Source organism: Streptomyces tibetensis (genome assembly GCF_040647715.1).
GTDB lineage: Bacteria > Actinomycetota > Actinomycetes > Streptomycetales > Streptomycetaceae > Streptomyces > Streptomyces tibetensis_A.
Window position 1 is genome coordinate 1 of record NZ_JBEZCR010000001.1, and the last position, 23,013, is coordinate 23,013.

At 72.0% G+C, this 23,013-nt stretch carries 20 protein-coding genes; 8 read left to right on the top strand and 12 right to left on the bottom strand.

The window, feature by feature from the left end:
• Together AB0B29_RS00005 and ctaC are read right to left on the bottom strand one after the other, a co-directional pair.
• A partial coding sequence (locus tag AB0B29_RS00005; RefSeq protein WP_436845758.1) for a cbb3-type cytochrome c oxidase subunit I occupies positions 1 to 264 on the bottom strand: 264 nt, incomplete at its 3' end.
• Positions 261 to 1,226 carry an aa3-type cytochrome oxidase subunit II gene (ctaC, locus tag AB0B29_RS00010; RefSeq protein ID WP_362231850.1) on the bottom strand — a complete coding sequence of 322 codons (966 nt, stop codon included), beginning with the start codon at positions 1,224 to 1,226 and terminating at the stop codon, positions 261 to 263. The genes AB0B29_RS00005 and ctaC, both read right to left, overlap by 4 nt.
• Positions 1,227 to 1,501: 275 nt before the next feature.
• Here ctaC and AB0B29_RS00015 point away from each other — a divergent pair, with 275 nt between their 5' ends.
• Positions 1,502 to 2,881 carry a cysteine desulfurase/sulfurtransferase TusA family protein gene (locus AB0B29_RS00015; protein ID WP_362231851.1) on the top strand — a complete coding sequence of 460 codons (1,380 nt, stop codon included), beginning with the start codon at positions 1,502 to 1,504 and terminating at the stop codon, positions 2,879 to 2,881.
• A gap of 66 nt (positions 2,882 to 2,947) precedes the next feature.
• Here AB0B29_RS00015 and AB0B29_RS00020 read toward each other — a convergent pair whose 3' ends face one another.
• Positions 2,948 to 3,922 carry a carbohydrate kinase family protein gene (locus tag AB0B29_RS00020; RefSeq protein WP_362231852.1) on the bottom strand — a complete coding sequence of 325 codons (975 nt, stop codon included), beginning with the start codon at positions 3,920 to 3,922 and terminating at the stop codon, positions 2,948 to 2,950.
• 131 nt (positions 3,923 to 4,053) lie between these two features.
• On the opposite strand from AB0B29_RS00020, the gene AB0B29_RS00025 reads away from it, so the two are divergent.
• Positions 4,054 to 4,260: a hypothetical protein gene (locus AB0B29_RS00025; RefSeq protein WP_362231853.1), complete on the top strand. Its 207-nt coding sequence runs from the start codon at positions 4,054 to 4,056 to the stop codon at positions 4,258 to 4,260.
• A gap of 145 nt (positions 4,261 to 4,405) precedes the next feature.
• Positions 4,406 to 6,280: a hypothetical protein gene (locus AB0B29_RS00030; RefSeq protein ID WP_362231855.1), complete on the top strand. Its 1,875-nt coding sequence runs from the start codon at positions 4,406 to 4,408 to the stop codon at positions 6,278 to 6,280.
• A gap of 90 nt (positions 6,281 to 6,370) precedes the next feature.
• Here the strand turns inward: AB0B29_RS00030 and AB0B29_RS00035 are convergent, their stop codons facing one another.
• Positions 6,371 to 6,727 carry a HesB/IscA family protein gene (locus AB0B29_RS00035; RefSeq protein ID WP_031109243.1) on the bottom strand — a complete coding sequence of 119 codons (357 nt, stop codon included), beginning with the start codon at positions 6,725 to 6,727 and terminating at the stop codon, positions 6,371 to 6,373.
• A gap of 282 nt (positions 6,728 to 7,009) precedes the next feature.
• On the opposite strand from AB0B29_RS00035, the gene nadA reads away from it, so the two are divergent.
• A complete protein-coding gene (gene nadA, locus AB0B29_RS00040) occupies positions 7,010 to 8,194 on the top strand; it encodes a quinolinate synthase NadA (protein ID WP_362231856.1) in 1,185 nt (394 codons plus the stop codon).
• A gap of 18 nt (positions 8,195 to 8,212) precedes the next feature.
• Here nadA and AB0B29_RS00045 read toward each other — a convergent pair whose 3' ends face one another.
• From AB0B29_RS00045 to AB0B29_RS00070, 6 genes are all read right to left on the bottom strand, one after another.
• Positions 8,213 to 10,447, bottom strand: a complete 2,235-nt coding sequence (locus AB0B29_RS00045) for a protein kinase domain-containing protein (protein WP_362231857.1) — start codon at positions 10,445 to 10,447, stop codon at positions 8,213 to 8,215.
• 145 nt (positions 10,448 to 10,592) lie between these two features.
• A complete protein-coding gene (locus AB0B29_RS00050; protein WP_362231859.1) occupies positions 10,593 to 13,724 on the bottom strand; it encodes an efflux RND transporter permease subunit in 3,132 nt (1,043 codons plus the stop codon).
• Between the two features lie 160 nt (positions 13,725 to 13,884).
• The gene (locus AB0B29_RS00055; protein WP_362231861.1) at positions 13,885 to 14,568 is read right to left on the bottom strand and encodes a response regulator transcription factor; all 684 of its coding nucleotides are present in this window, start codon (positions 14,566 to 14,568) and stop codon (positions 13,885 to 13,887) included.
• The gene (locus tag AB0B29_RS00060) at positions 14,565 to 15,785 is read right to left on the bottom strand and encodes a sensor histidine kinase (protein ID WP_362231862.1); all 1,221 of its coding nucleotides are present in this window, start codon (positions 15,783 to 15,785) and stop codon (positions 14,565 to 14,567) included. The genes AB0B29_RS00055 and AB0B29_RS00060 overlap by 4 nt, the downstream gene beginning before the upstream one ends.
• Before the next feature lie 72 nt (positions 15,786 to 15,857).
• A complete protein-coding gene (pspAA, locus tag AB0B29_RS00065; RefSeq protein ID WP_097216183.1) occupies positions 15,858 to 16,136 on the bottom strand; it encodes a PspA-associated protein PspAA in 279 nt (92 codons plus the stop codon).
• 23 nt (positions 16,137 to 16,159) lie between these two features.
• Positions 16,160 to 16,945, bottom strand: coding sequence for a PspA/IM30 family protein (locus AB0B29_RS00070; protein WP_436845759.1), 786 nt, complete (start codon positions 16,943 to 16,945; stop codon positions 16,160 to 16,162).
• 317 nt (positions 16,946 to 17,262) lie between these two features.
• Here AB0B29_RS00070 and AB0B29_RS00075 point away from each other — a divergent pair, with 317 nt between their 5' ends.
• Both AB0B29_RS00075 and AB0B29_RS00080 read left to right on the top strand, forming a co-directional pair.
• Positions 17,263 to 17,862, top strand: coding sequence for a DUF3043 domain-containing protein (locus AB0B29_RS00075; RefSeq protein WP_362231864.1), 600 nt, complete (start codon positions 17,263 to 17,265; stop codon positions 17,860 to 17,862).
• An 83-nt stretch (positions 17,863 to 17,945) separates the two neighbouring features.
• Positions 17,946 to 18,647 (top strand): class I SAM-dependent methyltransferase, encoded by a 702-nt coding sequence (locus tag AB0B29_RS00080; RefSeq protein ID WP_362231865.1) that lies wholly within the window; start codon positions 17,946 to 17,948, stop codon positions 18,645 to 18,647.
• Positions 18,648 to 18,764: 117 nt separating this feature from the next.
• Here the strand turns inward: AB0B29_RS00080 and AB0B29_RS00085 are convergent, their stop codons facing one another.
• Positions 18,765 to 18,977 (bottom strand): hypothetical protein, encoded by a 213-nt coding sequence (locus tag AB0B29_RS00085; RefSeq protein WP_062926420.1) that lies wholly within the window; start codon positions 18,975 to 18,977, stop codon positions 18,765 to 18,767.
• 236 nt (positions 18,978 to 19,213) lie between these two features.
• Here AB0B29_RS00085 and AB0B29_RS00090 point away from each other — a divergent pair, with 236 nt between their 5' ends.
• Positions 19,214 to 20,413, top strand: coding sequence for a bifunctional adenosylcobinamide kinase/adenosylcobinamide-phosphate guanylyltransferase (locus tag AB0B29_RS00090; RefSeq protein ID WP_362231867.1), 1,200 nt, complete (start codon positions 19,214 to 19,216; stop codon positions 20,411 to 20,413).
• A gap of 109 nt (positions 20,414 to 20,522) precedes the next feature.
• Here the strand turns inward: AB0B29_RS00090 and AB0B29_RS00095 are convergent, their stop codons facing one another.
• The gene (locus AB0B29_RS00095; protein WP_362231868.1) at positions 20,523 to 21,569 is read right to left on the bottom strand and encodes a class I SAM-dependent methyltransferase; all 1,047 of its coding nucleotides are present in this window, start codon (positions 21,567 to 21,569) and stop codon (positions 20,523 to 20,525) included.
• Positions 21,570 to 21,772: 203 nt separating this feature from the next.
• Between AB0B29_RS00095 and cobT the strand changes: the two genes are divergently transcribed.
• Positions 21,773 to 22,891: a nicotinate-nucleotide--dimethylbenzimidazole phosphoribosyltransferase gene (gene cobT / locus AB0B29_RS00100; RefSeq protein WP_362231870.1), complete on the top strand. Its 1,119-nt coding sequence runs from the start codon at positions 21,773 to 21,775 to the stop codon at positions 22,889 to 22,891.
• The last annotated feature ends 122 nt before the right edge of the window (positions 22,892 to 23,013 follow it).

The window sequence follows — 23,013 nt, forward strand, 5'->3', positions numbered from 1 at the left end:
CGTGAACGCCTGGTTGAACTGCTCGTTCGACATGATCTGCAGGCCCGGGCGGGCCAGCTCGGCGCGCATGAGCAGCGCCATCACGCCACCGATGACGAAGAACGCGAAAGACGTGGCGAGGTACATCGTGCCGATCGTCTTGTGGTCCGTCGTCGTCAGCCACTTGACCACGACACTGCCGCGGTTCTGGCGCCTGACCGGCAGCTCGTCCTGGTAGTGGGACCCTGCTGCCGCGGCACCCTGGGGTTCGTTGAGGATGCTCACAGGTTGTTCGTCTCCCGGTTCTTCTCGTGGCTCGTCTGCGCGATGCCGGCAGGAACGTAACCGTTCTGCTGCTTGTCCACGAGGTCCTTGAGGTGCTGCTCGTAGCGCTCGGGGGAGACGACCTTCACGTTGAACAGCATCCGAGAGTGGTCGACGCCGCAGAGCTCGGCGCACTTGCCCATGAAGGTGCCCTCCTTGTTGGGGGTCACTTCGAAGGCGTTGGTGTGGCCCGGGATGACGTCCTGCTTCATGAGGAACGGCACCACCCAGAAGGAGTGGATGACGTCACGCGAGGTGAGGATGAAGCGGACCGTCTTGCCCTTGGGCAGCCACAGGGTCGGGCCCGGGTTGCCCGTCTGCGGGTTCCGCGTGCCGGGGGTGCCGCAGTCGTAGACGCCGCCGGCGCCTGCCGGGAAGTCCTTCTTGAACCGGTCCGGGATCGCGTCCAGGTCCTTCGAGGTCTTGGCGTCCCCGGTGGAACCGGCGACCGGCTCGATGTAGTTGAAGCACCAGCTCCACTGGAAGCCGACCACGTTGACCGTGACGTCGGGCTTCTTCTTGAGGCTGAGCAGCTCGGACTCGTCACGGGCGGTGAAGTAGAACAGCACCGAGACGATGATGAGCGGAACCACGGTGTACAGCGCCTCGATGGGCATGTTGTACCGGGTCTGCGGAGGAACTTCGACCTTGGTGCGGCTGCGCCGGTGGAAGAAAGCACTCCACAGGATCAGACCCCACACCAGCACGCCGACGGCGAGCGCAGCCGCCCAGGAACCCTGCCACAGGGAGAGGATCCGGGGAGCCTCTTCCGTGGTCGGGGTGGGCATACCAAGGCGGGGGAAGTCTTCCCAGTTGTACGAGCAACCGGTGGCTGTCGCCAAGACCAGGCCCGCGGTCAGTGCCTGCAGCAGCTTCCGCCGCATCGGGCGCCGCGGCGAGCGGTCGGAGCCGTTGGGACTCACGTAGCGCCTTCCCGAGAGTCTCGCCCGCGCGGTTCGGCTGCGGCCTGGCCTTCTCGCTGGTCGGTCGCGGCCCTGCGTCGGGCAGGGGTTTGGATGTTTATGCGGACCAAACCCTAGCCGACGCCCTCCGGGGGTTCTCGGGGAGGGGTGCCCAACGCGCCGCGGGTTACGCCGCGCGCCCACCAGGGCGGGAGTTCACCGCGTCGGCGGCCGCGGGTTCGTGGTGGTCGAGCGCGCAGTTCCCCGCGCCCCTTCGGGGCGCTTAGCGTGGAGCTGTGCCCTACTTCGATGCTGCTTCCAGTGCTCCTCTTCATCCCGTTGCCCGGCAGGCGCTGCTGGCCTCGCTCGACGAGGGGTGGGCGGATCCCTCGCGGTTGTACAGGGAAGGGCGGCGGGCGCGGATGCTGTTGGACGCCGCTCGGGAGGCCGCCGCGGAGGCCGTGGGGTGCCGGGCGGACGAGGTGGTGTTCACCTCGTCGGGGACCCGGGCCGTGCACGCGGGGACGGCCGGGGCGCTGGCCGGGCGGAGGCGGATCGGGCGTCACCTGATCGTGTCCGCGGTCGAACACTCCTCTGTACTGCATTCGGCGGAGGCACACGAAGCCGACGGCGGTTCCGTCACCCAGGTGAGGGTCGACCGGGGCGGGGCGGTGGATCCGGTCGCCTACGGCGAGGCCCTGCGCGCGGACACGGCGTTGGCGTGTCTGCAGTCGGCCAACCACGAGGTGGGGACCGAGCAACCGGTCGCGGCGGTGGCGGAGCTGTGCCGGGAGGCCGGGGTGCCGTTGCTGGTGGACGCGGCGCAGTCGCTCGGGTGGGGCCCCGTGGACGGGGACTGGTCGCTGCTGACGGCCAGCGCCCACAAGTGGGGCGGGCCGTCGGGGGTCGGACTGCTCGTGGTGCGCAAGGGTGTGCGGTTCTCGGCGCAAGGGCCGGTGGACGAGCGGGAGTCGGGGCGGGCGCCCGGTTTCGAGAACATCCCGGCGATCGTGGCGGCGGCCGCGTCGCTCAGGGCCGTACGGGCCGAGGCGGCCGAGGAGGCGGCGCGGCTGCGGGAGCTGACGGACCGGATCCGGGCGCGGGTGCCGCGGCTGGTGACCGACGCCGAGGTCGTCGGTGATCCGGTGCGCCGGCTGCCCGGGCTCGTCACCTTCTCCTGTCTCTACGTCGACGGCGAGGCGCTGCTGCACGAGCTGGACCGCGAGGGTTTTTCGGTCTCGTCCGGATCGTCCTGCACGAGCAGCACGCTGACGCCGAGCCATGTACTGCGGGCGATGGGCGTGCTGAGTGAGGGAAATGTGCGGGTTTCGCTGCCGCCCGGGGCGGCCGAGGAGGATGTGGAGAGGTTCCTGGAGGTCCTTCCCCGGGCGGTGGCGACGGTGCGGGAGAAGCTGGGGGCGCCGGTTTCACAGACGGTCGCGCGGGAGGCCGACGTGCTCGTCGTGGACTCCCTGGGCAAGAGGTGCCCGATCCCGGTGATCGAGCTGGCGAAGGTCATCGGTGACGTCCCCGTGGGCGGCCTGGTCCGGGTCCTGTCGGACGACGAGGCGGCCCGCCTGGACATCCCGGCGTGGTGCGAGATGCGGGACCAGGAGTACATCGGCGAGGAGCCGGCGGAAAAGGGAACGGCGTATGTGATCCGCCGGATGAGCTGACCAACCCCCGTCTTCGGGGGCGTGGGGAACTGCGCGATCAGCCCCCACGCGCCCGCAGACGGCACATCAGCCCAGATGCCCCCGAACCTCTTCCGCGGCCTCGTCCCCGTACGCCTTGGTGAACCGCTCCATGAAGTGCCCGCGCCGCAGCCGGTACTCCTGCGTGCCCACCGTCTCGATCACGAGGGTCGCCAGCATGCAGCCGACCTGCGCGGCGCGCTCCAGGGAGACGCCCCAGGCCAGGCCGGAGAGGAACCCGGCGCGGAAGGCGTCGCCGACGCCCGTCGGGTCGGCCTTGCGCTCCTCGTCGGGCGTGCCGACCTCGATCGGGTCCTCGCCGGCCCGCTCGATGCGGACGCCGCGCGCGCCGAGGGTGGTCACCCGGTGGCCCACGCGGGAGAGGATCTCCGCGTCGCTCCAGCCGGTCTTGGTCTCGATGAGGCCCTTCTCGTACTCGTTGGAGAAGAGGTAGGTCGCCCCGTCGAGCAGGATGCGGATCTCCTCGCCGTCCATCCGGGCGATCTGCTGGGAGAAGTCGGCGGCGAACGGGATCTTCCGGGAGCGGCACTCCTCGGTGTGGCGGAGCATGGCCTCCGGGTCGTCGGCGCCGATGGAGACCAGGTCGAGGCCGCCCACGCGGTCGGCGACGGTCTTCAGCTCGATGAGGCGGGCCTCGCTCATGGCGCCGGTGTAGAAGGAGCCGATCTGGTTGTGGTCGGCGTCGGTCGTGCACACGAAGCGGGCGGTGTGCAGCGTGTCGGAGATGCGGACGGACTCCGTGTCGACGCCGTGCCGGTCGAGCCAGGCCCGGTACTCGTCGAAGTCCGCGCCCGCCGCGCCGACCAGGACCGGGCGGGTGCCGAGCTGCCCCATGCCGAACGCGATGTTCGCGGCGACACCGCCGCGGCGCACGTCGAGCTTGTCGACCAGGAACGACAGCGAGACCGTGTGCAGCTGGTCCGCTACGAGCTGGTCGGCGAAGCGGCCGGGGAAGGTCATGAGGTGGTCGGTGGCGATGGAGCCGGTGACTGCGATGCGCACGGCGTGGATTCTCCTGTGGGAGGCGGACCTTGACGGTTCACGCTATCGGGTGGCTGGGCAGCTCTGAAGGCATCGAAACTACCCGATAGTAGATCTTTCTCGGTGAGCTCGACCGTGCTTACGGTGCCGTTATGACGAACCTCAAGGTCCATGCGCCCGTTCCGGTCGATCTCGAGGGCGATCTGGCGTCGCTGCCGGGTGACGGGGCTCGGATGGCTCCACACTGGGTGGTCCCCCGGATCGCCTCGCGACCGGTCTCCCCGGCCCTGATCCACGGCGTGTCCGTGCCTCCGGCGTCGGCACGGCTGCTCGACGCCATGTCCGACTACGGGGACTGACGGCGCACTCGCGGGAACCGTGTGCTCCCCCGCTGCGTCCCATCGCTGTCCCCCGTAAAGGGGAGGCGGGATACGACCCACCAGCGGTCCGTGTGTGACCGGGCCGGGTCCCATGGGACAGCTGTGCAGCCGAAGGAGCGATGCGGTGAACACCGAGCGACCCGACAACGACGCCGACGCCAGGGAAGCGGCCGGCGCCCCCGCCGATGCCGCTCCGCAGACCGAGGCGAGCGGCACGGCGCAGGCCGGGGCATCGGCCGACGCCGACGCCGCATCGGAGGAGACCGGCGCGTCTGCGGAGGCCGCCGCGTCGGCAGGTGTCGGGGCGTCGGCGGAGAACGGGGAACCGACGGAGACCAGAGAGTCTGCGGAGGCCGACGACACGGACGTGACCGGCGGGGCTCCCGATGCCGCCGCGGCGGCGGCGCCTGAACCCGCACCCGCGTCCACGCCTGCGCCCACGCGCGAATCCACGCCCGCGCCCACGCCCGAGGCCGCCGACGACGCCGAAGCGCGGACGGCCCGCCCCCGTGCCACCCCCGCGCCGGTCCGTGAGCTGTCGCGAGAGGACGACGGCCCGGTCCCGCACGGCGGTGGCCGGCCCCGTACGCCCGCGATCGTCGCCTCCGTCGCCGCGGCCGTGCTGCTGATCGGCGGTGGCGGGGCCTGGCTCGCTTCCAACGCCGCCGGCGGGTCGGGCGGCGGCACGACGTCGGGAGCGCCCGGTGGGGACGGCACTCCCCCGCCGCTCACGCTCGACGGCTACTCGGAGTCCACGGCCGGCGGCGGCAACGGCATCGCACCCGGCGAGCCCAACCCCTACGGCGCCACCTACCGGCTCGGCGGCCCCCTGCCCGACGGTCCCGCCACGGCGCCGGTGTACCGGGCGCAGGGCGAGGTCGGCAAGGCGGACGTGGCCCGGCTGGCCAAGGCCCTCGGAGTCGAGGGGGTGCCGGTGGCGCAGGGCGAGGTCTGGAAGATCGGGGGCCGGGACGGGTCCGGGCCGAGCCTCCAGGTGAACAAGCAGGCGCCGGGCTCCTGGACGTTCAGCCGGTACGCCCCGGGCACGGACAACTGCAAGGGCACCGACACCTGCGCGGCCCCGCAGTCCGGCGGTACGCCGGTGAGCGAGGAGGTGGCCGAGAAGGCCGCGGCGCCCGTGCTGAAGGCGGTGGGTCAGGACGACGCGAAGCGCGACGCGAGCCAGGTCATGGGCGCCCAGCGGGTGGTGAACGCCGATCCCGCGGTCGGCGGACTGCCCACGTACGGCTGGACGACCGGGATCACGGTCGGCCCGGACGGCCAGGTCGTCGGCGGCAGCGGGCAGCTGAAAACGCCGGTGAAGGGCGACACGTACCCCGTGGTCGGTGCCGAGAAGGCGCTGGAGCTGATGAACGGGCAGCCGAAGAACGACCACCGGATGGGCATCGGCGGCTGCGCCAGCCCCGTGCCGCTGAAGGACCGGCTGGAGCAGCCCTGCGGGCAGCCGGCGAGCGGTCCTCCGAAGCAGGACACGGTGACGGTCGAGAGCGCGGTGTTCGGGCTGGCCTCGCACGTCGTGGACGGACGGCAGGCGCTGGTGCCGTCCTGGCTGTTCGAGGTGACGGCGCCGGGCGCGAAGGATCCGTTCACGGTGACGTACCCGGCGGTGGAGCCGAAGTATCTGGCCTCCCCCGAGCCGAGCGAGCCGAGTGACAAGCCGACGTCGGCTCCCGGGCCGCGCGAGGTGAAGGTGGACGGCTACCGGGCCGAGGGCGCGGAGCTGACGGTGACCTTCACGGGCGGGGTGTGCGCCGACTACGACGTGAAGGCGAGCGAGAAGGGCGACGAGGTGACGGTCAGCGTGACGTCGACGCCGTGGCCGGACAAGGTCTGCATCATGATCGCCAAGCAGTTCCAGAAGACCGTGCAGCTGGACGAGCCGCTCGGTGACCGGGCCGTCGTGAACGCGGACGGCAAGGCGGTCCCGCTGGCGAAGGAGGGCGCGCGGCTGCCGGCTCCCCCGACGCAGGAGCGGTAGGAAGCGACACGCAACGCGAAGGCGGCGGCCCCGTCGGAGGGGGCCGCCGCCTTCGTCGTGTCCGCGGCCGCCGGTGGCGGCTCGGCAGGCTCAGCTGAAGGAGTCGCCGCAGGCGCAGGAGCCCGTCGCGTTCGGGTTGTCGATCGTGAAGCCCTGCTTCTCGATGGTGTCCACGAAGTCGATCGTGGCACCGCCCAGGTACGGGGCGCTCATGCGGTCGGTGACGACCTTCACACCGCCGAAGTCCTTCTCGACGTCGCCGTCGAGGGCGCGCTCGTCGAAGAAGAGCTGGTAGCGCAGGCCGGAGCAACCGCCGGGCTGGACGGCGACGCGCAGCGCCAGGTCTTCGCGGCCTTCCTGGTCGAGCAGCGCCTTGACCTTGGACGCGGCGGCGTCGGTCAGGATGATGCCGTCGGTGACGGTGCTGGTCTCGTCCGATACGGACATCTACATCTCTCCCGGGTTGTACGGAGACTGCTTGCCGACGGGTGCAACCGGCGGGGCCGCGGATTCATTCCGGGCCGGGCGCTCGATCTCGGCTCCTTTTCATGCTCGCACACCCGCCGGGAACCGGAAAACGCCTCTTTCCGGGTCTTCCCGGGAATGAACGACGGCTCACCGGGATTCACGTCACACAGACGCTATGGCCATCGTCAAAGTGACGTGAAGCGGTTATGATAGATAGCGTCAAATCGACGAAAAGTCGCAGAAACAGAAAGGGTGCGTGTCGTGACCACCGCCCAGACCCAGGAGCTCGACGTACAGCCGACGCCCCTCGCCCTGCTGCTCCTCGGCCGTGAGGCCGACCCGAAGAGCGAGCGCGGTGTGGAGTGTCCCGGCGACCTGCCCTCGCCGTCCGACCCGGACCTGGTGGAGCGCGCCCGCAAGGCGAAGGAGAAGCTCGGGGACAAGGTCTTCGTGCTCGGCCACCACTACCAGCGCGACGAGGTCATCCAGTTCGCCGACGTGACGGGTGACTCGTTCAAGCTCGCCCGGGACGCGGCCGCCCGCCCGGAGGCCGAGTACATCGTGTTCTGCGGCGTCCACTTCATGGCGGAGTCGGCGGACATCCTCACGTCCGACGACCAGAAGGTCGTGCTGCCCGACCTCGCCGCCGGCTGCTCGATGGCCGACATGGCGACGGCCGAGCAGGTCGCCGAGTGCTGGGACGTCCTGACCGAGGCCGGGATAGCCGAGCAGGTCGTGCCCGTCTCGTACATGAACTCCTCCGCCGACATCAAGGCCTTCACCGGCAAGCACGGCGGGACGATCTGCACCTCGTCCAACGCCGAGCGGGCCCTGGAGTGGGCCTTCGAGCAGGGGGAGAAGGTGCTCTTCCTGCCGGACCAGCACCTCGGCCGCAACACCGCGGTCCGCGACATGGGCATGTCCCTCGAGGACTGCGTCGTCTACAACCCGCACAAGCCGAACGGCGGCCTGACCGCCGACGAGCTGCGCGCCGCGAAGATGATCCTGTGGCGCGGCCACTGCTCGGTGCACGGCCGCTTCAGCCTGGACTCGGTGAACGACGTGCGCGAGCGGATCCCGGGCGTGAACGTCCTGGTCCACCCCGAGTGCAAGCACGAGGTCGTGGCCGCGGCGGACTACGTCGGTTCGACGGAGTACATCATCAAGGCCCTGGAGGCCGCGCCGGCCGGCTCCAAGTGGGCCATCGGCACCGAGCTGAACCTGGTCCGCCGTCTGGCGAACCGTTTCGCTCCGGAGGGCAAGGAGATCGTCTTCCTCGACAAGACGGTCTGCTTCTGCTCGACCATGAACCGCATCGACCTCCCCCACCTGGTCTGGGCCCTGGAGTCGCTGGCCGAGGGCAACCTCGTCAACCGCATCGAGGTGGACAAGGAGACCGAGGCGTTCGCCAAGCTGGCACTGGAGCGGATGCTGGCGCTGCCGTAGGTCACGCGGCCCCCGGGCTCACCCCGAGACGGCCTTCCGGTCGGGGTGGGCCGGGTCGAGGGTGAAGACGTCGCCCTCCGCGGTGGTGACCACGAGGGCGCCCTCGTGGAGCCGCACCTCCGAGCGCCACCAGCCCTGATTGGTCACCCGCCGGGCACGCGGCAGGGTCTCCCACAGCAGCGTGCCCTTGCGCGTGTCGAGAGCGGCGATCCTGCCGCTGGCGCTGGACAGGTAGACCACCCGGGCGCGCGGGTCGTGGGTGACGTCGCTGGGCTGCTCCAGGCTCGTCCGGGTCTGCCACAGCCGCTCGCCCGTGCGGACCGACACCGCGGTGACCTGTCCGGACGACGTGGCGAACCACAGCGTGCCGCCCGAGAGCGCCGCGTTGCCCTCCAACGGCTCCGCGAGCTTCGCCGTGCGTTCCTCGCCCGTGTCCGGATCCAGCTGCCGGATCCGGGCGTAGGCGTCGTCCTCCTCGTCCTCGGTCGGTTCGAGGAAGACCAGACGGCCGTCGTCGGTGCCGACGAGGGTGTGGTCGGTGGGCACCGTCAGGCGTCGCACCGAGCCGTCGGCCGGGTCCAGCCGCAGCAGGAGCGTCTCCTTCACGGGCACCACGTCGGGTCCGCACACCAGGTAGCGGTTCCCACCGGTGTTCTCCGGGCTGCAGTGCCGGCCCCCGGGCAGCGGTGCCGTCCAGCGCCCGGCGCCGGTGCGCGGCGAGCGGGCGGTCACCGAGCGACCGTCGTCGTCCGGCACGATCACGAGGTCGCCGAAGAGATACGGGCGGACCGTGTCGACGTTCACCGTGCGGTGCCACAGCCGCTTGCCGGCCCGGGTGTCGAGGGCGGCGACCGTGACCTCGGCGTCCTCGCCGTGGTCGGGGTCGTACGTCTGCTCCACCAGCACCGCGTCGTCCGTGACACCGAGGACGGAGAAGCTGTACGACCCCTTGCCCGTACCCGGGGGCAGCACATCGGCGCGCCAGCGGGTCTGTCCGGTCAGGGCGTCGAGGCGCACCGGCAGGACTCCGTCGCCCGCGCAGTAGAGGGCTCCCTCGTACACGTCGCACTCCGGGCCGTCCAGCGATCCGGTCCCGCCGATGCCGAGCTCCTGCTTCACTCCCTGCGCGGCGGGGGCGTGGACCGTCGTCTGCCAGGGCTTCCAGCCGGCCGGGACGGCCGTCCAGCGGGAGGGCGCCGATCCGGTGGGGTTCGTCCCGCCGCGTGCGTCGTCCCCGCCCGTTCCGGGTCCGAACAGCAGATAGCCCGTCAGGCCGAGCGCGAGGGCGGCGGCCGTGCCGGCCGTGACCCACAGCCGCCGGGTACGGCTCCGGCGTCGGACGGCGGCCGGGGGCCCGGGGTCGGCGACCGCGGCGGGCCGGGTGCTGACCAGGGCCACCTCGTCCGTGCGCAACGGCACCGTGTTCTGGTCCTCGGCACCCGTCTCCGGCAGCGCCGCCACGAACTGCCGCGCCAGTTCGTCCAGTCCGGGCCGGTCCGCGGGGTTCTTGGCGAGGCAACGTTCCAGGAGCGGGTGCAGGGGCTCCGGGACGCCGTCCAGGACGGGGGCGTCATGGACCACCCGATAGGCCGTCAGATAGGGGCTGTCGGCGTCGAACGGGCCCCGGCCGGTGCTGGTGAACACGAGCAGGGCGCCCACGGAGAACACGTCGGACGCCGGGCCCACCGAACGGGCGTCGGTGAGCTGCTCCGGGGACATGAACGGCGGGGTGCCGATCATCTGGCCGGTCTCGGTCAGGGTGTTGTGGTCCTCGGCCGCGCGGGAGATGCCGAAGTCGATGACACGCGGCCCGTCGTCGGCCATCAGGACGTTCGCGGGCTTGAGGTCCCGGTGCACCACCCCCGCCCGGTGGATCTCCCGCAGCGCCTCCACCAGTCCGAGCGCCAGCCGGCGCAGTGCCGTGCCCCGCAGTGGGCCCTGGTCGCGGATCAGCGCGGCGAGGGAGGGCCCGGGCACGTACTGGGTCGCCATCCAGGGCCGTACCGCCTCCGCGTCGGCGTCCAGGACCGGCGCGGTGAAGGCGCCGCTCACCTTGCGGACGGCCTCGATCTCCTGTCGGAAGCGGGCGCGGAAGACCGCGTCCTCCGCGTACTGGGCGTGCACCACCTTGACGGCGACCTCGCGCCCCGAGCGCGCCCGGCCGCGGTAGACGACCCCCATGCCCCCGGACCCGAGCCGGCCGACCAGCTTGTACCCGCCGATCGACTTCGGGTCGTCCTTCTGCAGCGGCACGCCCGGTTCCTCTCCCCCGCCATGCAGTCCGGGTCAGGATACGTAACGGCGACACGGCGGAGGCCGGGGCCCGAACCGTTCTTTCCGGTTCGGGCCCCGGCCTCCGTGAAGGACCGGCCGTAGGGGCTCGGCGGTGAGCTCGCGATCAGACGGACGCGTGCTCCGGCTCCTTCGAGCCCGGCGTGGCGCCGGGCTCGTCACCGGCCTTCTTCGCCCGCTTCGCCGCGCGCTTCTGCGCCCGGCGCTCCTTGCGGAGTTCGACCATCGCGTAGAGCGTCGGGACGAGCAGGAGGGTGAGCAGGGTCGACGTCACCAGACCGCCGATCACGACCACGGCCAGCGGCTGGGCGATGAAGCCGCCCTCGCCGGTGATGCCGAGGGCCATCGGCAGCAGGGCGAAGATCGTCGCCAGGGCGGTCATGAGGATCGGGCGCAGCCGGTGCCGGCCGCCCTCGATCACGGCCTCGACGACGCCGTGGCCCTGCTTGCGGTACTGGTTGATCAGGTCGATCAGCACGATCGCGTTCGTCACCACGATGCCGATGAGCATCAGCATGCCGATCATGGCCGGGACGCCCATCGGGGTGCCGGTGGCGATCAGCAGGCCGATCGCGCCGGTGGCGGCGAACGGGATGGAGACGAGCAGGATCAGCGGCTGGATCAGGGACCTGAAGGTGCCGACCAGCAGCATGAAGACGATCGCGATGGCCGCCAGCATCGCCAGGCCCAGGTTGACGAACGCCTCGTCCTGGTCCTCGGAGACACCGCCGATCGACGCCGTGGCACCGTCCGGGAGCTTCAGCGCGTTGATCTTCGACTGGAGCTGGGCGCTGACCGCGCCCGTGTTGTCGCCGGTCGGCTTCGCGGTGACGGTGGCCGCGCGCTGACCGTCGATGCGGGTCATCGAGACGGGGCCGTCGACCTGCTTCACCGTGGCGATGTCGCCGAGCTTCACCGCGCCGAGGCGCAGGTCCCGAAGCTGCTTCAGGGTCTTGGCGGGCTTGGCCGAGCGGATGACGACGTCGCGCTCGGTGTCGTCCAGGACCGCCTTGGCGGCGGTGGTGCCGCGGACGGCCTGGGCGACGGCGGCACCGAGGGTCTGGTCGTTGAACCCGGCCGCGGCCGCCTTGTCGTTGGCCTTGACCGAGATGCGCGGGACGCTGGTGGCGAGGTCGCTGGAGACGTCCGTGACGTCGTCGAGGGAGGCGACCGCCTTGCGGACCTCCTCGGACGCGGTGCGCAGGACGCCGGCGTCGGCGGCCTTCACGACCACGCTGAGGTCCTGGCTGCCGAAGCCGTCACCGGCGGCGACGGTGGTCGTGCCGATGCCCTTCAGACCGGCCAGGCCCTTCTCGATGCTGCTCTGGACGTCCTCGTGGGACGCCGAGTCGTCGAGCATCACCTGGTACGAGGCCTGGTTGGTGTCCGTGCCGCCGCCGAAGGCCGCCATGAAGCCGGACGAGCCGACCGTGACCTGGTAGTCCTTCACGCCCTTGGTGCCGGCGAGCAGCTGCTCGACCTTCCTGGCCTGGGCGTTCGTCGCGGACAGGCTGGTGCCGGGCTTCAGCTCCTGCTTGACGGTGAGGACTTCCTGCTCGCCCTGGTCGAAGAAGTTCGTCTTCAGCAGGGGCGCCATGCCGAACGTGCCGACCAGGACGACGATCGCGAGGGCCACACTGGTGAGGCGGCGACGGGTCGCGAAGCGCAGGACCGGGACGTACAGGCGCTGGAGGCGGCTCTTGGCCTCCTTCTCCTCGGCCAGCCGGCGCGCCTCGGCCGCGTCCTCGGGGGTGCCCTTGGGCGGGCGCAGGAACCAGTACGAGAGCACCGGCACGACCGTCAGGGAGACGAGGAGGGACGCCAGCAGCGCGGCCGTCACGGTCAGGCTGAACGAGCCGAACAGCTCGCCCACCATGCCGCCGACCAGGCCGATCGGCAGGAACACCGCGACGGTGGTGAGCGTCGAGGACGTCACCGCGCCCGCGACCTCGCGGACCGCGTTGAGGATGGCCGAGTGGCGCTCCTCGCCGTAGCCGAGGTGGCGTTTGATGTTCTCCAGGACCACGATCGAGTCGTCGACGACACGGCCGATGGCGATGGTCAGGGCGCCCAGGGTGAGGACGTTCAGCGACAGGTCGCGCGTCCACAGCACGATCAGGGCGAGGACCACGGACAGCGGGATGGACACCGCCGTCACGAGGGTCGAACGGATCGAGGCCAGGAAGACGAGGATCACCAGGACGGCGAAGAGCAGACCGAGCGCGCCCTCGGTGGTCAGGCCCTTGATGGACTTGGACACGGCCGGGCCCTGGTCGCTGACGACCGTGAGGGTCGCGCCGGATCCGAGGTCCTTGCGCAGGTCCGGGAGTTTGTCCTGGACGGCGTCGGAGATGGCGACCGCGCTGCCGTCGCGGTCCATCGTCACGGCGACCGACAGGCTGGGCTTGCCGTCGGTGCGGGTGATGGAGTCGGCCGTGGCCTCCTGCTGCTTCACGGTGGCGACGTCACCGAGCCGCACCGGCTTGCCCTTGCCGGGCTCGCCCGTGACCCTCAGGTCCTGGATCTGCCGCAGCGAGGTCAGGCCGCCGCCGACCTGGACCGTGCGGTTGGCGCCGTCCTCGTCGAAGGAGCCGGCCGGGACGGTCGCGCCGCCCGCCTGGAGCGCCTGGGAGAGGGACTGCGCGGTCAGACCCGCTTTGGCCAGCTTCGCGTCGTCGGGCGTGACGGTGACCTGGAGGTCGCGCACACCGTCGACGGTGACCTGGCCGACGCCGTCGATGCTCTTCAGGTCGGGCACCACGGTCTTGTCGAGCTGGTCGGCCAGGGCCTGCTGGTCGCGACCGGAGGTGACGGCGAGGACGACCGTAGGAATGTCGTCCGTGGAACCGGCGACGACCTGCGGGTCGACGTCGTCCGGGAGCTGGACGCGGGCCCGGTTGACGGCCTGCTGGACGTCGGCGACCAGCTGCTCGGTGTTGTTGCCGTAGTCGAAGGACGCCATGATCACGGCGTTGCCCTCGCTGGCGGTGGAGGTGACGCCGCTGATGCCGTCGACGGCTTCGAGGGCGTCCTCGATGGGTTCGACGACCTGCTTCTCGACCACGTCCGGGGACGCGCCCTGGTAAGGCGCCAGCACGGACACCATGGGCAGTTCGATGGTGGGCAGCAGCTGCTGCTTGAGCTGGGGTATCGCGATCGCCCCGAAGACGAGCGCGATGATCGACATCAGCCCGATCAAGGCACGTTGCGCGAGGCTGAACCTGGACAGCCAGGACATGGGTGAGGGTCTCTCTTCTGTTCAACGGCAGAAGCGGCAGCGGACGCACAGATGAGCGCCCGCCCCTACACCCTGAGCCATGCGGGAACCCGGATTCGTAGGCCCCAGGTCCAAATCCTTATGCGGCGCATACTCCGGTCGCAGTACGCCCGGGTCGAACTCACTCCACCCTTGGACGGACCAGACCGGATTCGTACGCGGTGACGACGAGCTGGGCGCGGTCCCGGGCGCCGAGCTTGGCCATGGCCCGGTTGACGTGCGTCTTCACTGTCAGCGGGCTGACTGCGAGGCGCTCGGCGATCTCGTCGTTGGAGTGCCCGCCGGCGACCAGAACCAGCACTTCGCGTTCGCGGACGGTGAGCGAGTCGAGCCGTTCGCCGCGGCCCGGGTCGCGTTCGTCGTCGGCCGGGTCCTCGGTGGCGAGGAACCGGGCGATCAGGCCCGTGGTGGCCGCCGGGGAGAGCAGGGCCTGGCCACCGGCGGCGATGCGGATGGCGTTCAGCAGCTCCTCGGGTTCGGCGCCCTTGCCGAGGAAGCCGGAGGCTCCGGCCCGCAGCGACTGCACGACGTAGTCGTCGACCTCGAAGGTCGTCAGGATGACGACCCGGACGTCGGCGAGGTCGGGGTCGGCGCTGATCAGCCGGGTCGCGGCGAGACCGTCGGTGCCGGGCATGCGGATGTCCATGAGCACGACGTCGGCCCGCTGCTCCTTCGTCAGCCGGACCGCTTCCGCGCCGTCGCAGGCCTCGCCGACCACCTCCATGTCGGGCTCGGAGTCGACGAGCACACGAAAGGCGCTGCGCAGCAGCGCCTGGTCGTCGGCGAGCAGGACACGGATGGTCATGCGGGGCCCTCCCCGGTCGGTGTGCGGTTCTCGACCGGCAGGATCGCATGGACGCGGAAGCCGCCTCCGTAGCGGGGACCGGTGGTGAGGGTGCCGCGCAGGGCGGTGACGCGTTCGCGCATGCCGAGCAGCCCGTGGCCGCCGCCGCTGTCCTGCGGCTCGTGCTCGCCGCTGCCGTCGTCGAGCACGGTGATCTCGATGTGCGGTCCGACGCGCACGACGCTGACCTCCGCCTTGGCCTGGGGCCCGGCATGCTTCTGCACGTTGGTGAGCGCCTCCTGGATGATCCGGTAGGCGGCCAGGTCGACGGCCGCCGGCAGGGTGGTGCCCTGGTCGGCGCGGGCGACCTCGATATGCAGGCCGGCGTTGCGGAAGGTGCCCGTGAGTTCGTCGAGGCGGTTCAGGCCCGGGGCGGGTTCGGTGGGGGCCTCGGGGTCGTCGGACTGCCGGAGCAGGCCGACGGTGGCACGGAGTTCGTTGAGCGCGGAGCGACTGGCCTCACGGACGTGCCCGAGCGCTTCCTTGGCCTGGTCGGGGCGCTTGTCCATGACGTGCGCGGCGACCCCGGCCTGCACGTTGACCAGGGCGATGTGGTGGGCGACCACGTCGTGCAGGTCCCGGGCGATGCGCAGGCGTTCCTCGGCGACGCGGCGGCGGGCCTCCTCCTCACGGGTGCGCTCGGCCCGTTCGGCGCGCTCCCTGATGGCCTGGACGAAGGCGCGGCGGCTGCGGACGGCGTCGCCGGCGGTGGCGCCGATACCGGTCCAGGCGAAGATCGCGAGGTTGTCCTGGGCGTACCAGGGCAGGGAGCCGGCCGACATGGCGGCGCCGGTCAGCACGGTCATGGTGAGCAGGCCGACGCGCCAGGTGGTGGGGCGGTCGGTGGTGGAGGCGACGGTGTACAGGGCGACGACGGCGGACATGGCGACGGGGGCGCGGGGGTCGCCGGTGAGGGACTCGATGACGGAGAGGGTGCCGGTGAGGGCGAGGACCGTCATGGGGGCGCGGCGGCGGAAGACAAGGGCGGCGGCGCCGAGGGCCATGAGGACGAGGCTGAGGGGGTCGGGGGTGTGCAGGGCCCAGTCGGCGCTGTCGCGGTGGCGGGGTTCGACGAACGAACCGGCGGCCATGCAGACCAGGACGGCGAGGGCGAGGACGGCGTCCAGGGCCAGGGGGTGCGCCTTGGCCTGGTGCCTGGCCCGCGCGAGGGTGCTCACGGCTGTTTACGGTAGCCGGGCCGGGGGCCGCGCCCCCAGGCCCCCGCCGGTCCGCCCCTTCAGTGGGGGGACTCAGCCCGGAATCAAGCCGTCGTCGCTGAGGAGCTCCCGGACTTCCTCCAAGGTCGCGTCCGGGGACGGCAGGATCAGTTCCGACGGTTCCAGGGAGTCGTCCGGGAGGGGGTCGCCGAGGTCGCGGACCCTGGTCAGGAGGGCCTGGAGGGTGCGGCGGAAGCCGGGGCCGTCGCCGTTCTCCATTTCCGCCAGGAGTTCGTCGTCCAGCTTGTTCAGCTCGGCGAGGTGGCCGTCGGCCAGACTCACCTGGCCCTCCCCCATGATCCGTACGATCATGTCGCCCTCCTAGGCGTGGACCCCTACTGCTTGTCGAAGCGCGGGGTGTCCTGCGGCTGCTGCTGGGACTGCTGCTGGTTCGTGCCACCTTCGAGGGCCTGCTGCCCGCTGCTCGGGCCTCCGGCCAGCTCGGCCTTCATGCGCTGCAGCTCCAGCTCTACATCCGTACCACCGGAGAGCCGGTCCAGCTCGGCCTGGATGTCGTCCTTGTGCATGCCGGACTGGTCGTCGAGGGCACCGGAGGCGAGCAGCTCGTCGATGGCGCCGGCGCGGGCCTGGAGCTGGGCCGTCTTGTCCTCGGCGCGCTGGATCGCCAGGCCGACGTCGCCCATCTCCTCGGAGATGCCCGAGAAGGCCTCACCGATCCGGGTCTGCGCCTGGGCCGCGGTGTACGTCGCCTTGATCGTCTCCTTCTTCGTGCGGAAGGCGTCGACCTTGGCCTGGAGCCGCTGGGCCGCGAGGGTGAGCTTCTCCTCCTCGCCCTGGAGTGTGGCGTGCTGGGTCTCCAGGTCGGTCACCTGCTGCTGGAGCGCGGCCCGGCGGGAGAGCGCCTCGCGGGCCAGGTCCTCGCGGCCCAGCGCGAGCGCCTTGCGGCCCTGGTCCTCCAGCTTGCCCGACTGCGACTGCAGCTGGTTCAGCTGCAGTTCCAGGCGCTTGCGGGAGGTCGCCACGTCGGCGACGCCACGGCGGACCTTCTGCAGCAGCTCCAGCTGCTTCTGGTACGAGTAATCGAGGGTCTCGCGCGGGTCCTCGGCCCGGTCAAGGGCCTTGTTCGCCTTCGCGCGGAAGATCATCCCCATACGCTTCATGACACCGCTCATGGGCTTCGCGCGCCCCCTTCTGACCGACTCCGGCAGCTGCTCCTGCGACAGAACCCACAGTACGGGCCCTGCATCCATTACCGCACTGTTCGGGGACGGATGCGCTCATCCCCAAGGACGACTGCGTGCGCTCCCGCTCCGGCGTAGGGAGTAGGTGGTCCCCGGGGTTACCGGAGCCGTACACGCCGGGAAACATCCGGAGGCGTACGCAACGTCCCCTCTGTCCCCTTACTGACGACTGGTGTTGCCGGATCGTTCCCCACCGGGCTGGGGTCCATGCCCGGAAGCCCTTACCCTTGGGTTTTGTGTTCCGTAGCCGTGCGAAGGATGAGAAGGCCCAGGACGCCGCCAAGGCGCCGGTGACCGACTCCAGTCAGCCCCGTCACCCCGAGGCCCCCAAGGGCCGCCCCACGCCCAAGCGCAGTGCGGCCCAGTCGCAGCGCCGCAGCGTGGCCAACACGTCGACGACGCGCAAGGAGGCCGCCAAGCGACAGCGCGCGGAGCGCCGTACCGCGATGGAGCGGCAGCGCCAGGCGCTGGCGAGCGGCGACGAGCGGTATCTGCCCGCGCGTGACAAGGGACCGGTCCGCAGGTTCGCGCGCGACTTCGTCGACTCCCGGTTCAACATCGCGGAGTTCTTCCTGCCGATGGCCGTGGTGATCCTCGTGCTGAGCATGGTGCGGGTGGCGTCGCTGCAGAACATCGCGCTGCTGCTGTGGCTCGTGGTGATCGTGTTGATCGTGCTCGACTCGTTCGTCACGTCCTTCCGGCTGAAGAAGCAGCTGAACGAGCGCTTCGCGGGTGAGAACAAGCGTGGCGCCGTCGCCTACGCCCTGATGCGCTCCCTCCAGATGCGCCGGCTCCGGCTGCCGAAGCCGCAGGTCAAGCGCGGAGAGCGGCCCTGACCGCAACGCCGTTCTCCGGGGGTGCGGCAAAAGCCTGGCTGGACAAGCTGGGCGGGCTGCGCGATGTCGTCCGTCAGGAGCTGGTGGCCCGCCAGCTGGACGAGCAGATAGTCGGGCGTTTCCCGGTGGGTCAGCGCCTGCGGGTGCTCGACGTGGGGATGGGCCAGGGCACGCAGGCGCTGCGGCTGGCCAGGGCCGGGCACCAGGTGACCGGCCTGGAGCAGGACTCCACGATGGTCGCCGTGGCCCGGGAGTCCCTCGCCGGGGAGCCGGAGGGCATCCGGGAGCGGATGCGGATCATCGAGGGCGACGGCCGGGACACCGGCGTGCACTTCCTGCCGGGCAGTTTCGACGTGGTGCTGTGCCACGGCGTCCTGATGTACGTGGAGGAACCCGACCCGCTGCTGGCGGGGCTCGCCCGGATGCTCGCGCCCGGCGGGCTGCTGTCCCTGCTGGTGCGCAACGGGGACGCGCTCGCGATCCGGCCGGGGCTGTCCGGTGACTGGGCCGGGGCGCTGGCGTCCTTCGACACCGTCTCGTACCGCAACCGGCTCGGGCTGGACGTGCGGGCCGACCGGCTGAAGGACCTGACGTCGACGCTCGCGGGGATCGGGGCGCCGCTGCACGCCTGGTACGGCGTGCGGGTGTTCACCGACACGGCGGCGGACGCCGCGGAGGTGCCGGACGACGTGGAGACGCTCCTCGCGGTGGAGGAGAAGGCCGGGCGGACGGATCCGTACCGCGGGGTGGCGGCGCTGCTGCACCTGTGCGGTGTGCGCGGCTGAGTCGCCGGGCCGCACGGGGAGTGGATCGCCGGGCGCAGGGGGAGGAACGGAAAGCAGCAGGGGGAGGAACGGAAAGCGGGGCGGGCGGGAGCCGTCGGCCCCCGCCCGCCCCCGGGCTCACGCCTCGGCCGCGTGCAGGCTCATCGGCCCGTAGATCTCCGTGGCGTCCTCGAACAGCCGCACCTGGTCGGCACCGCCCTCCTGGAGGGCCTTCCAGTGCTCCCCGATCCAGGACTCGGCGTCCCCCTGGGTGGGGAACTCCTCCGGCGGCACCGCGGGCTGGACCTCCGTCCCGTCGGTCTTCTCGAACCGCCACGTCCATGCCGCCATGTACGCCTCCCATGTGTGTGAGCACACTGCACAGCGAAAAGCCGGATCTTGGTCCGGCTCCCGTCCAGAGCCTAAGCGCTTCCCGGGTGGGGGCGTTATAGGCCTTGCGGGGTACGGGTATCCCGTCGCCTGCGGGTCATGGGGGGCTGGTCGGGGGGCCGGCCGCGCGGTTCCCCGCGCCCCTGTCGGGGCGTCTTTGTGACGCGTGTCGGTTGCTCACGGGTGAGAATCGTTGCGTGGAACTGACTCTGCTTGGCACCGGCGCGCCCTCCGGGCTTCCCCGCCCCGACTGTCCCTGCGCGGCATGCGCGGCTGCTCTCGGCCCCGACGCGCGGGCGGCCACCTCGCTGCTGCTGGACGGGGCGCTGCTGCTCGACCTGACGCCGGGCGCGGCGTTCGCGGCGGCGCGGGCGGGCCGTTCCCTGACCGGCGTACGGCAGGTGCTGCTCTCGCATCCCCACGACGGGCCGGCGGTCGAGGTGCCGGCAGGGCTGCCGCAGCCCGGACGGGTGCCGGACGGGCGCGAGTTGACGCTGCTGACGGGGCACCGGGTGCGGGCGGTGGCGCTGGACGCGCCGGGCACGGGGTACGCGGTGACGGGGCCGGAGGGACAGCGGCTGCTGTATCTGCCGCCGGGCGGGGCGCCGGCGGGTCTGGAGCAGCCGGCCGAGTCGTACGACATGGTGCTCGCGGACGTCGTGGGGCGGCCGGACGCGCTGGCCAGGCTGCGGGCGGTGGGCGCACTCGGCCCGACGACCGACGTGGTCGCCGTTCACCTGGACCACGACCTGCCGCCCGGCCCCGAGCTCGGGCGGCGGCTCGCGGCGGCCGGGGCGCGGGCCGTGCCGGACGGGGTGACGCTGGTGGTCGGTGCGTACGAGGACGTGCCGGACGTGCCGCGGCGGACCCTGGTGCTGGGCGGCGCGCGGTCGGGCAAGTCGGTGGAGGCCGAGCGGAGGCTGGAGGCCTTTCCCGACGTGCTGTACGTGGCGACGGGCGGGTCGCGCAACGGGGACACGGAGTGGTCCTCGCGGGTGGCGGCCCATCGGGATCGCCGGCCGGGGTCGTGGCGGACGGTCGAGACCTGTGACCTGGTGCCGTTGCTGGAGGCCGAGGGGCCGCCCCTGCTGATCGACTGTCTGTCCCTGTGGCTGACCGACGCGATGGACTCCGCCGGGGCGTGGGACGACGCGGTGTGGGCGGAGCGCGGGGAGAAGGTGCTGCGGGAGCGGGTGCGGGAACTCACGGAGGCCGTGCGGGTCACCCGGCGGACGGTGGTCGCCGTGTCGAACGAGGTGGGGTCGGGGATCGTGCCGTCGACCGCGTCGGGGCGGCGCTACCGGGATGAACTCGGGCGCCTGAACGCGCAGTTCGCGGACGAGTGTGAGCATGTGCTGCTGGTGGTGGCCGGGCAGGCGATGGTGCTGCGGGGCTGAGGCGGGTGCGCGGAGTCAGCGACCTGCCTCCGCCGCCGACCCCGCAGGAACGCCGCCGCGCAGCGGGGCGTCGGCGCGGCCCCTCCTGCTCCCCCCCCTCGGCCTCGGCCTACGGAGCTGTGCGGGCGATCACCCGGTAGGTGTTCGCGAAGCGCGTGCGGCGGGCCACCGGGGCGACGAGGCGGTCCGCCAGTGCCGCAAGGGCCACCAGGGGGAGGCCGGCGCGGAGCAGGGCCGTACGGGCGTGCCGTTGCACGGGGGGCGGGGGAATCGCCCGCCAGGGGGTGTCGGGGGCGGGCAGCGCGTGGGAGAGGGCCAGGGACGTGGCGCCCGCGAGGTCGTGGGGGACGTGGACCGGGCGGTGGTCGAGCGCCAGGATCGTGCAGCCGGCCGACTCCAGTTCCGCGCGGACGTTCTGCGGGGGCAGCAGGTGGAGGTGGCGCGGCTGGTCGTAGGGGAGCCACCAGCGGCCCAGCAGGGCCGCGAAGACGCAGCGGGGACTCAGGGTCTCGATGAGCAGGTGGCCGCCCGGGCGCAGGACGGAGAGGGCGGCCCGGAGTTCCGCCCGCGGATCGGGCGTGCCCTCCAGGTGGTGGAGCATGCTGACCACGTCGTAGCGGGCACGCAGCGGGGCGGCGATCCGAGGGTCCGTCAGACGGCCGACGTGGGCCTCCTCGACGCGGTCGGCCGTGCGGGCGCGGACCACGCGCGGCGTGGGGTCGAGGCCGTCGAAGGCCGTGTAGGGGAAGAACTGACGGGCCGTGGCGGGGAAGCGGGCGTGGCCCGTCCCGACGTCCAGCCAGCTCTCCGGCTCGCCGCAGAGCAGCATCGCGCGGGCCGCCGAGCGGTGACGGCGTGGGCTGCCGCGCAGGGCGAGGAGGCCGTCGCTCGCCGGGTCCCTGGGCGCCCCGCGCGCGGTCCGGTGGTAGAGGGCGAGACCCTCCGCCGTGAGGCGGGGGTTCTGGAAGGTGTGGCCGCAGTCCCGGCACGCGTCGACGGTGAAGCTGCCCGGCTTGTACTGCCGCAGGTCACCCGTGCGCAACCGGTTCCGCAGCCGGGCCGAGCCGCACCAGGGGCAGTCCTCCCGGCGCGGTTCGTGGACCCGTGCGGTCGGCTGGGCGAGAGCGGGTGCGGGCGGGGCGGGGTGTGCGGGCATGGGCGGCTCCCGGGCGCGACGGCGTACGGCGAGGACGTACGGCGGGGACGTCGCACGACCGTGTACGACCACGCACGACCGTGTACGACAATCCGCTGCAAAACGGAACGTATGGGATGACGATCTCGGGTGCAACGACGTCGCCTTCACGGAGTGGTGATGTGGCGCCGTGCTGTTCGACCCGGGCCGGTACTGTTCGGCGAATGAGCTCGCTTAATCTCGACGACTTCACCGATCTGATCGAGCGTCCGGACGGCGGGATCCGCCGTGACGCCGAGGCGCGCCGGGAGCGACAGATCGTGCCGCCCGGGTCGCTGGGCCGACTCGACGAACTGGGTGAGTGGCTGGCGGCGGCACAGTCCGCCGTGCCGGTCCGGCCGGTCGAACGGCCGCGGGTGGTGCTCTTCGCCGGTGACCACGGCGTCGCCGAGCTGGGCGTCTCGGCCCGTACGGCGGGCAGCGCCGGGGAGTTGGTCCGCGAGGTGCTGGAGGGCGGCCGGCCCGTGTCGGTGCTGGCACGACGGCTGGGCGTGCCGGTGCGGATCGTCGACATGGCCCTGGACTGCGACCCCGAGGCCCTGCCGGCGGATGTCGTGCGGCACCGGGTGCGACGCGGCAGCGGGCGGATCGACGTCGAGGACGCGCTGACCCCCGAGGAGGCCGAGGCGGCCTTCCTGGCCGGGGTCGCGGTGGCCGACGAGGAGGCCGACTCGGGCACGGACCTGGTGGTGCTCGGCGATGTGAGCGTCGGCGGGACCACGGTGGCGGGCGTGCTGGTCGCGGCCCTGTGCGGGGTCGACGCGTCGGTCGTGACCGGGCGGGGCGGGCAGGCGATCGACGACCTGGCGTGGATGCGCAAGTGCGCGGCGATCCGCGACGCGCTGCGCCGGGCGCGTCCGGTGCTCGGGGACCAGCTGCAGCTGCTGGCGGCGGTCGGCGGGGCCGACGTCGCCGCGATGACGGGTTTCCTGCTGCAGAGCGCGGTGCGCAAGCTCCCGGTGGTGCTCGACGGGGTCGTGGCGGCCGCCTGCGCGCTGGTCGGGCAGCGGATCGCGTTCCGGGCGCCGGACTGGTGGCTGGCCGCGCACGACAGCGGCGAGCCCGGGCAGGCCAAGGCTCTGGACCGGATGGCGCTGGAGCCGCTGCTCACTCATGGCGTGACCGTCGGGGAGGGCGCGGGCGGCCTGCTGGCGCTGCCGCTCGTGCAGGCCGCTGCCGCACTGGCGGCGGAACTGCCCGAGAAGCCGAAGGAGTCCGAGGATCCGGAAGGGACCGAGGAGCCGGAGGGGACCGTGGAGCCGGAGGGGCCTGGGCAGCCGTAGGGACCGGGGAACCGCCGGGCCCTGAGCAGCCGTACGGACCCGGGCAACCGCCCGGGCCCGGGGAGCCGCAGGGGCCCGGGGAGCCAGGCGGGGACGGGGCCTCGTAGAGCGCCCCCGAGCAG

Coding starts and splice junctions, on each gene's coding strand:
- cobT (WP_362231870.1), top strand. CDS start 21,773: ATGAGCTCGCTTAATCTCGACGACTTCACCGATCTGATCGAGCGTCCG.
- AB0B29_RS00050 (WP_362231859.1), bottom strand. CDS start 13,724: ATGTCCTGGCTGTCCAGGTTCAGCCTCGCGCAACGTGCCTTGATCGGG.
- pspAA (WP_097216183.1), bottom strand. CDS start 16,136: ATGATCGTACGGATCATGGGGGAGGGCCAGGTGAGTCTGGCCGACGGC.
- AB0B29_RS00070 (WP_436845759.1), bottom strand. CDS start 16,945: ATGAAGCGTATGGGGATGATCTTCCGCGCGAAGGCGAACAAGGCCCTT.
- AB0B29_RS00055 (WP_362231861.1), bottom strand. CDS start 14,568: ATGACCATCCGTGTCCTGCTCGCCGACGACCAGGCGCTGCTGCGCAGC.
- AB0B29_RS00085 (WP_062926420.1), bottom strand. CDS start 18,977: ATGGCGGCATGGACGTGGCGGTTCGAGAAGACCGACGGGACGGAGGTC.
- AB0B29_RS00035 (WP_031109243.1), bottom strand. CDS start 6,727: ATGTCCGTATCGGACGAGACCAGCACCGTCACCGACGGCATCATCCTG.
- AB0B29_RS00095 (WP_362231868.1), bottom strand. CDS start 21,569: ATGCCCGCACACCCCGCCCCGCCCGCACCCGCTCTCGCCCAGCCGACC.
- AB0B29_RS00025 (WP_362231853.1), top strand. CDS start 4,054: ATGACGAACCTCAAGGTCCATGCGCCCGTTCCGGTCGATCTCGAGGGC.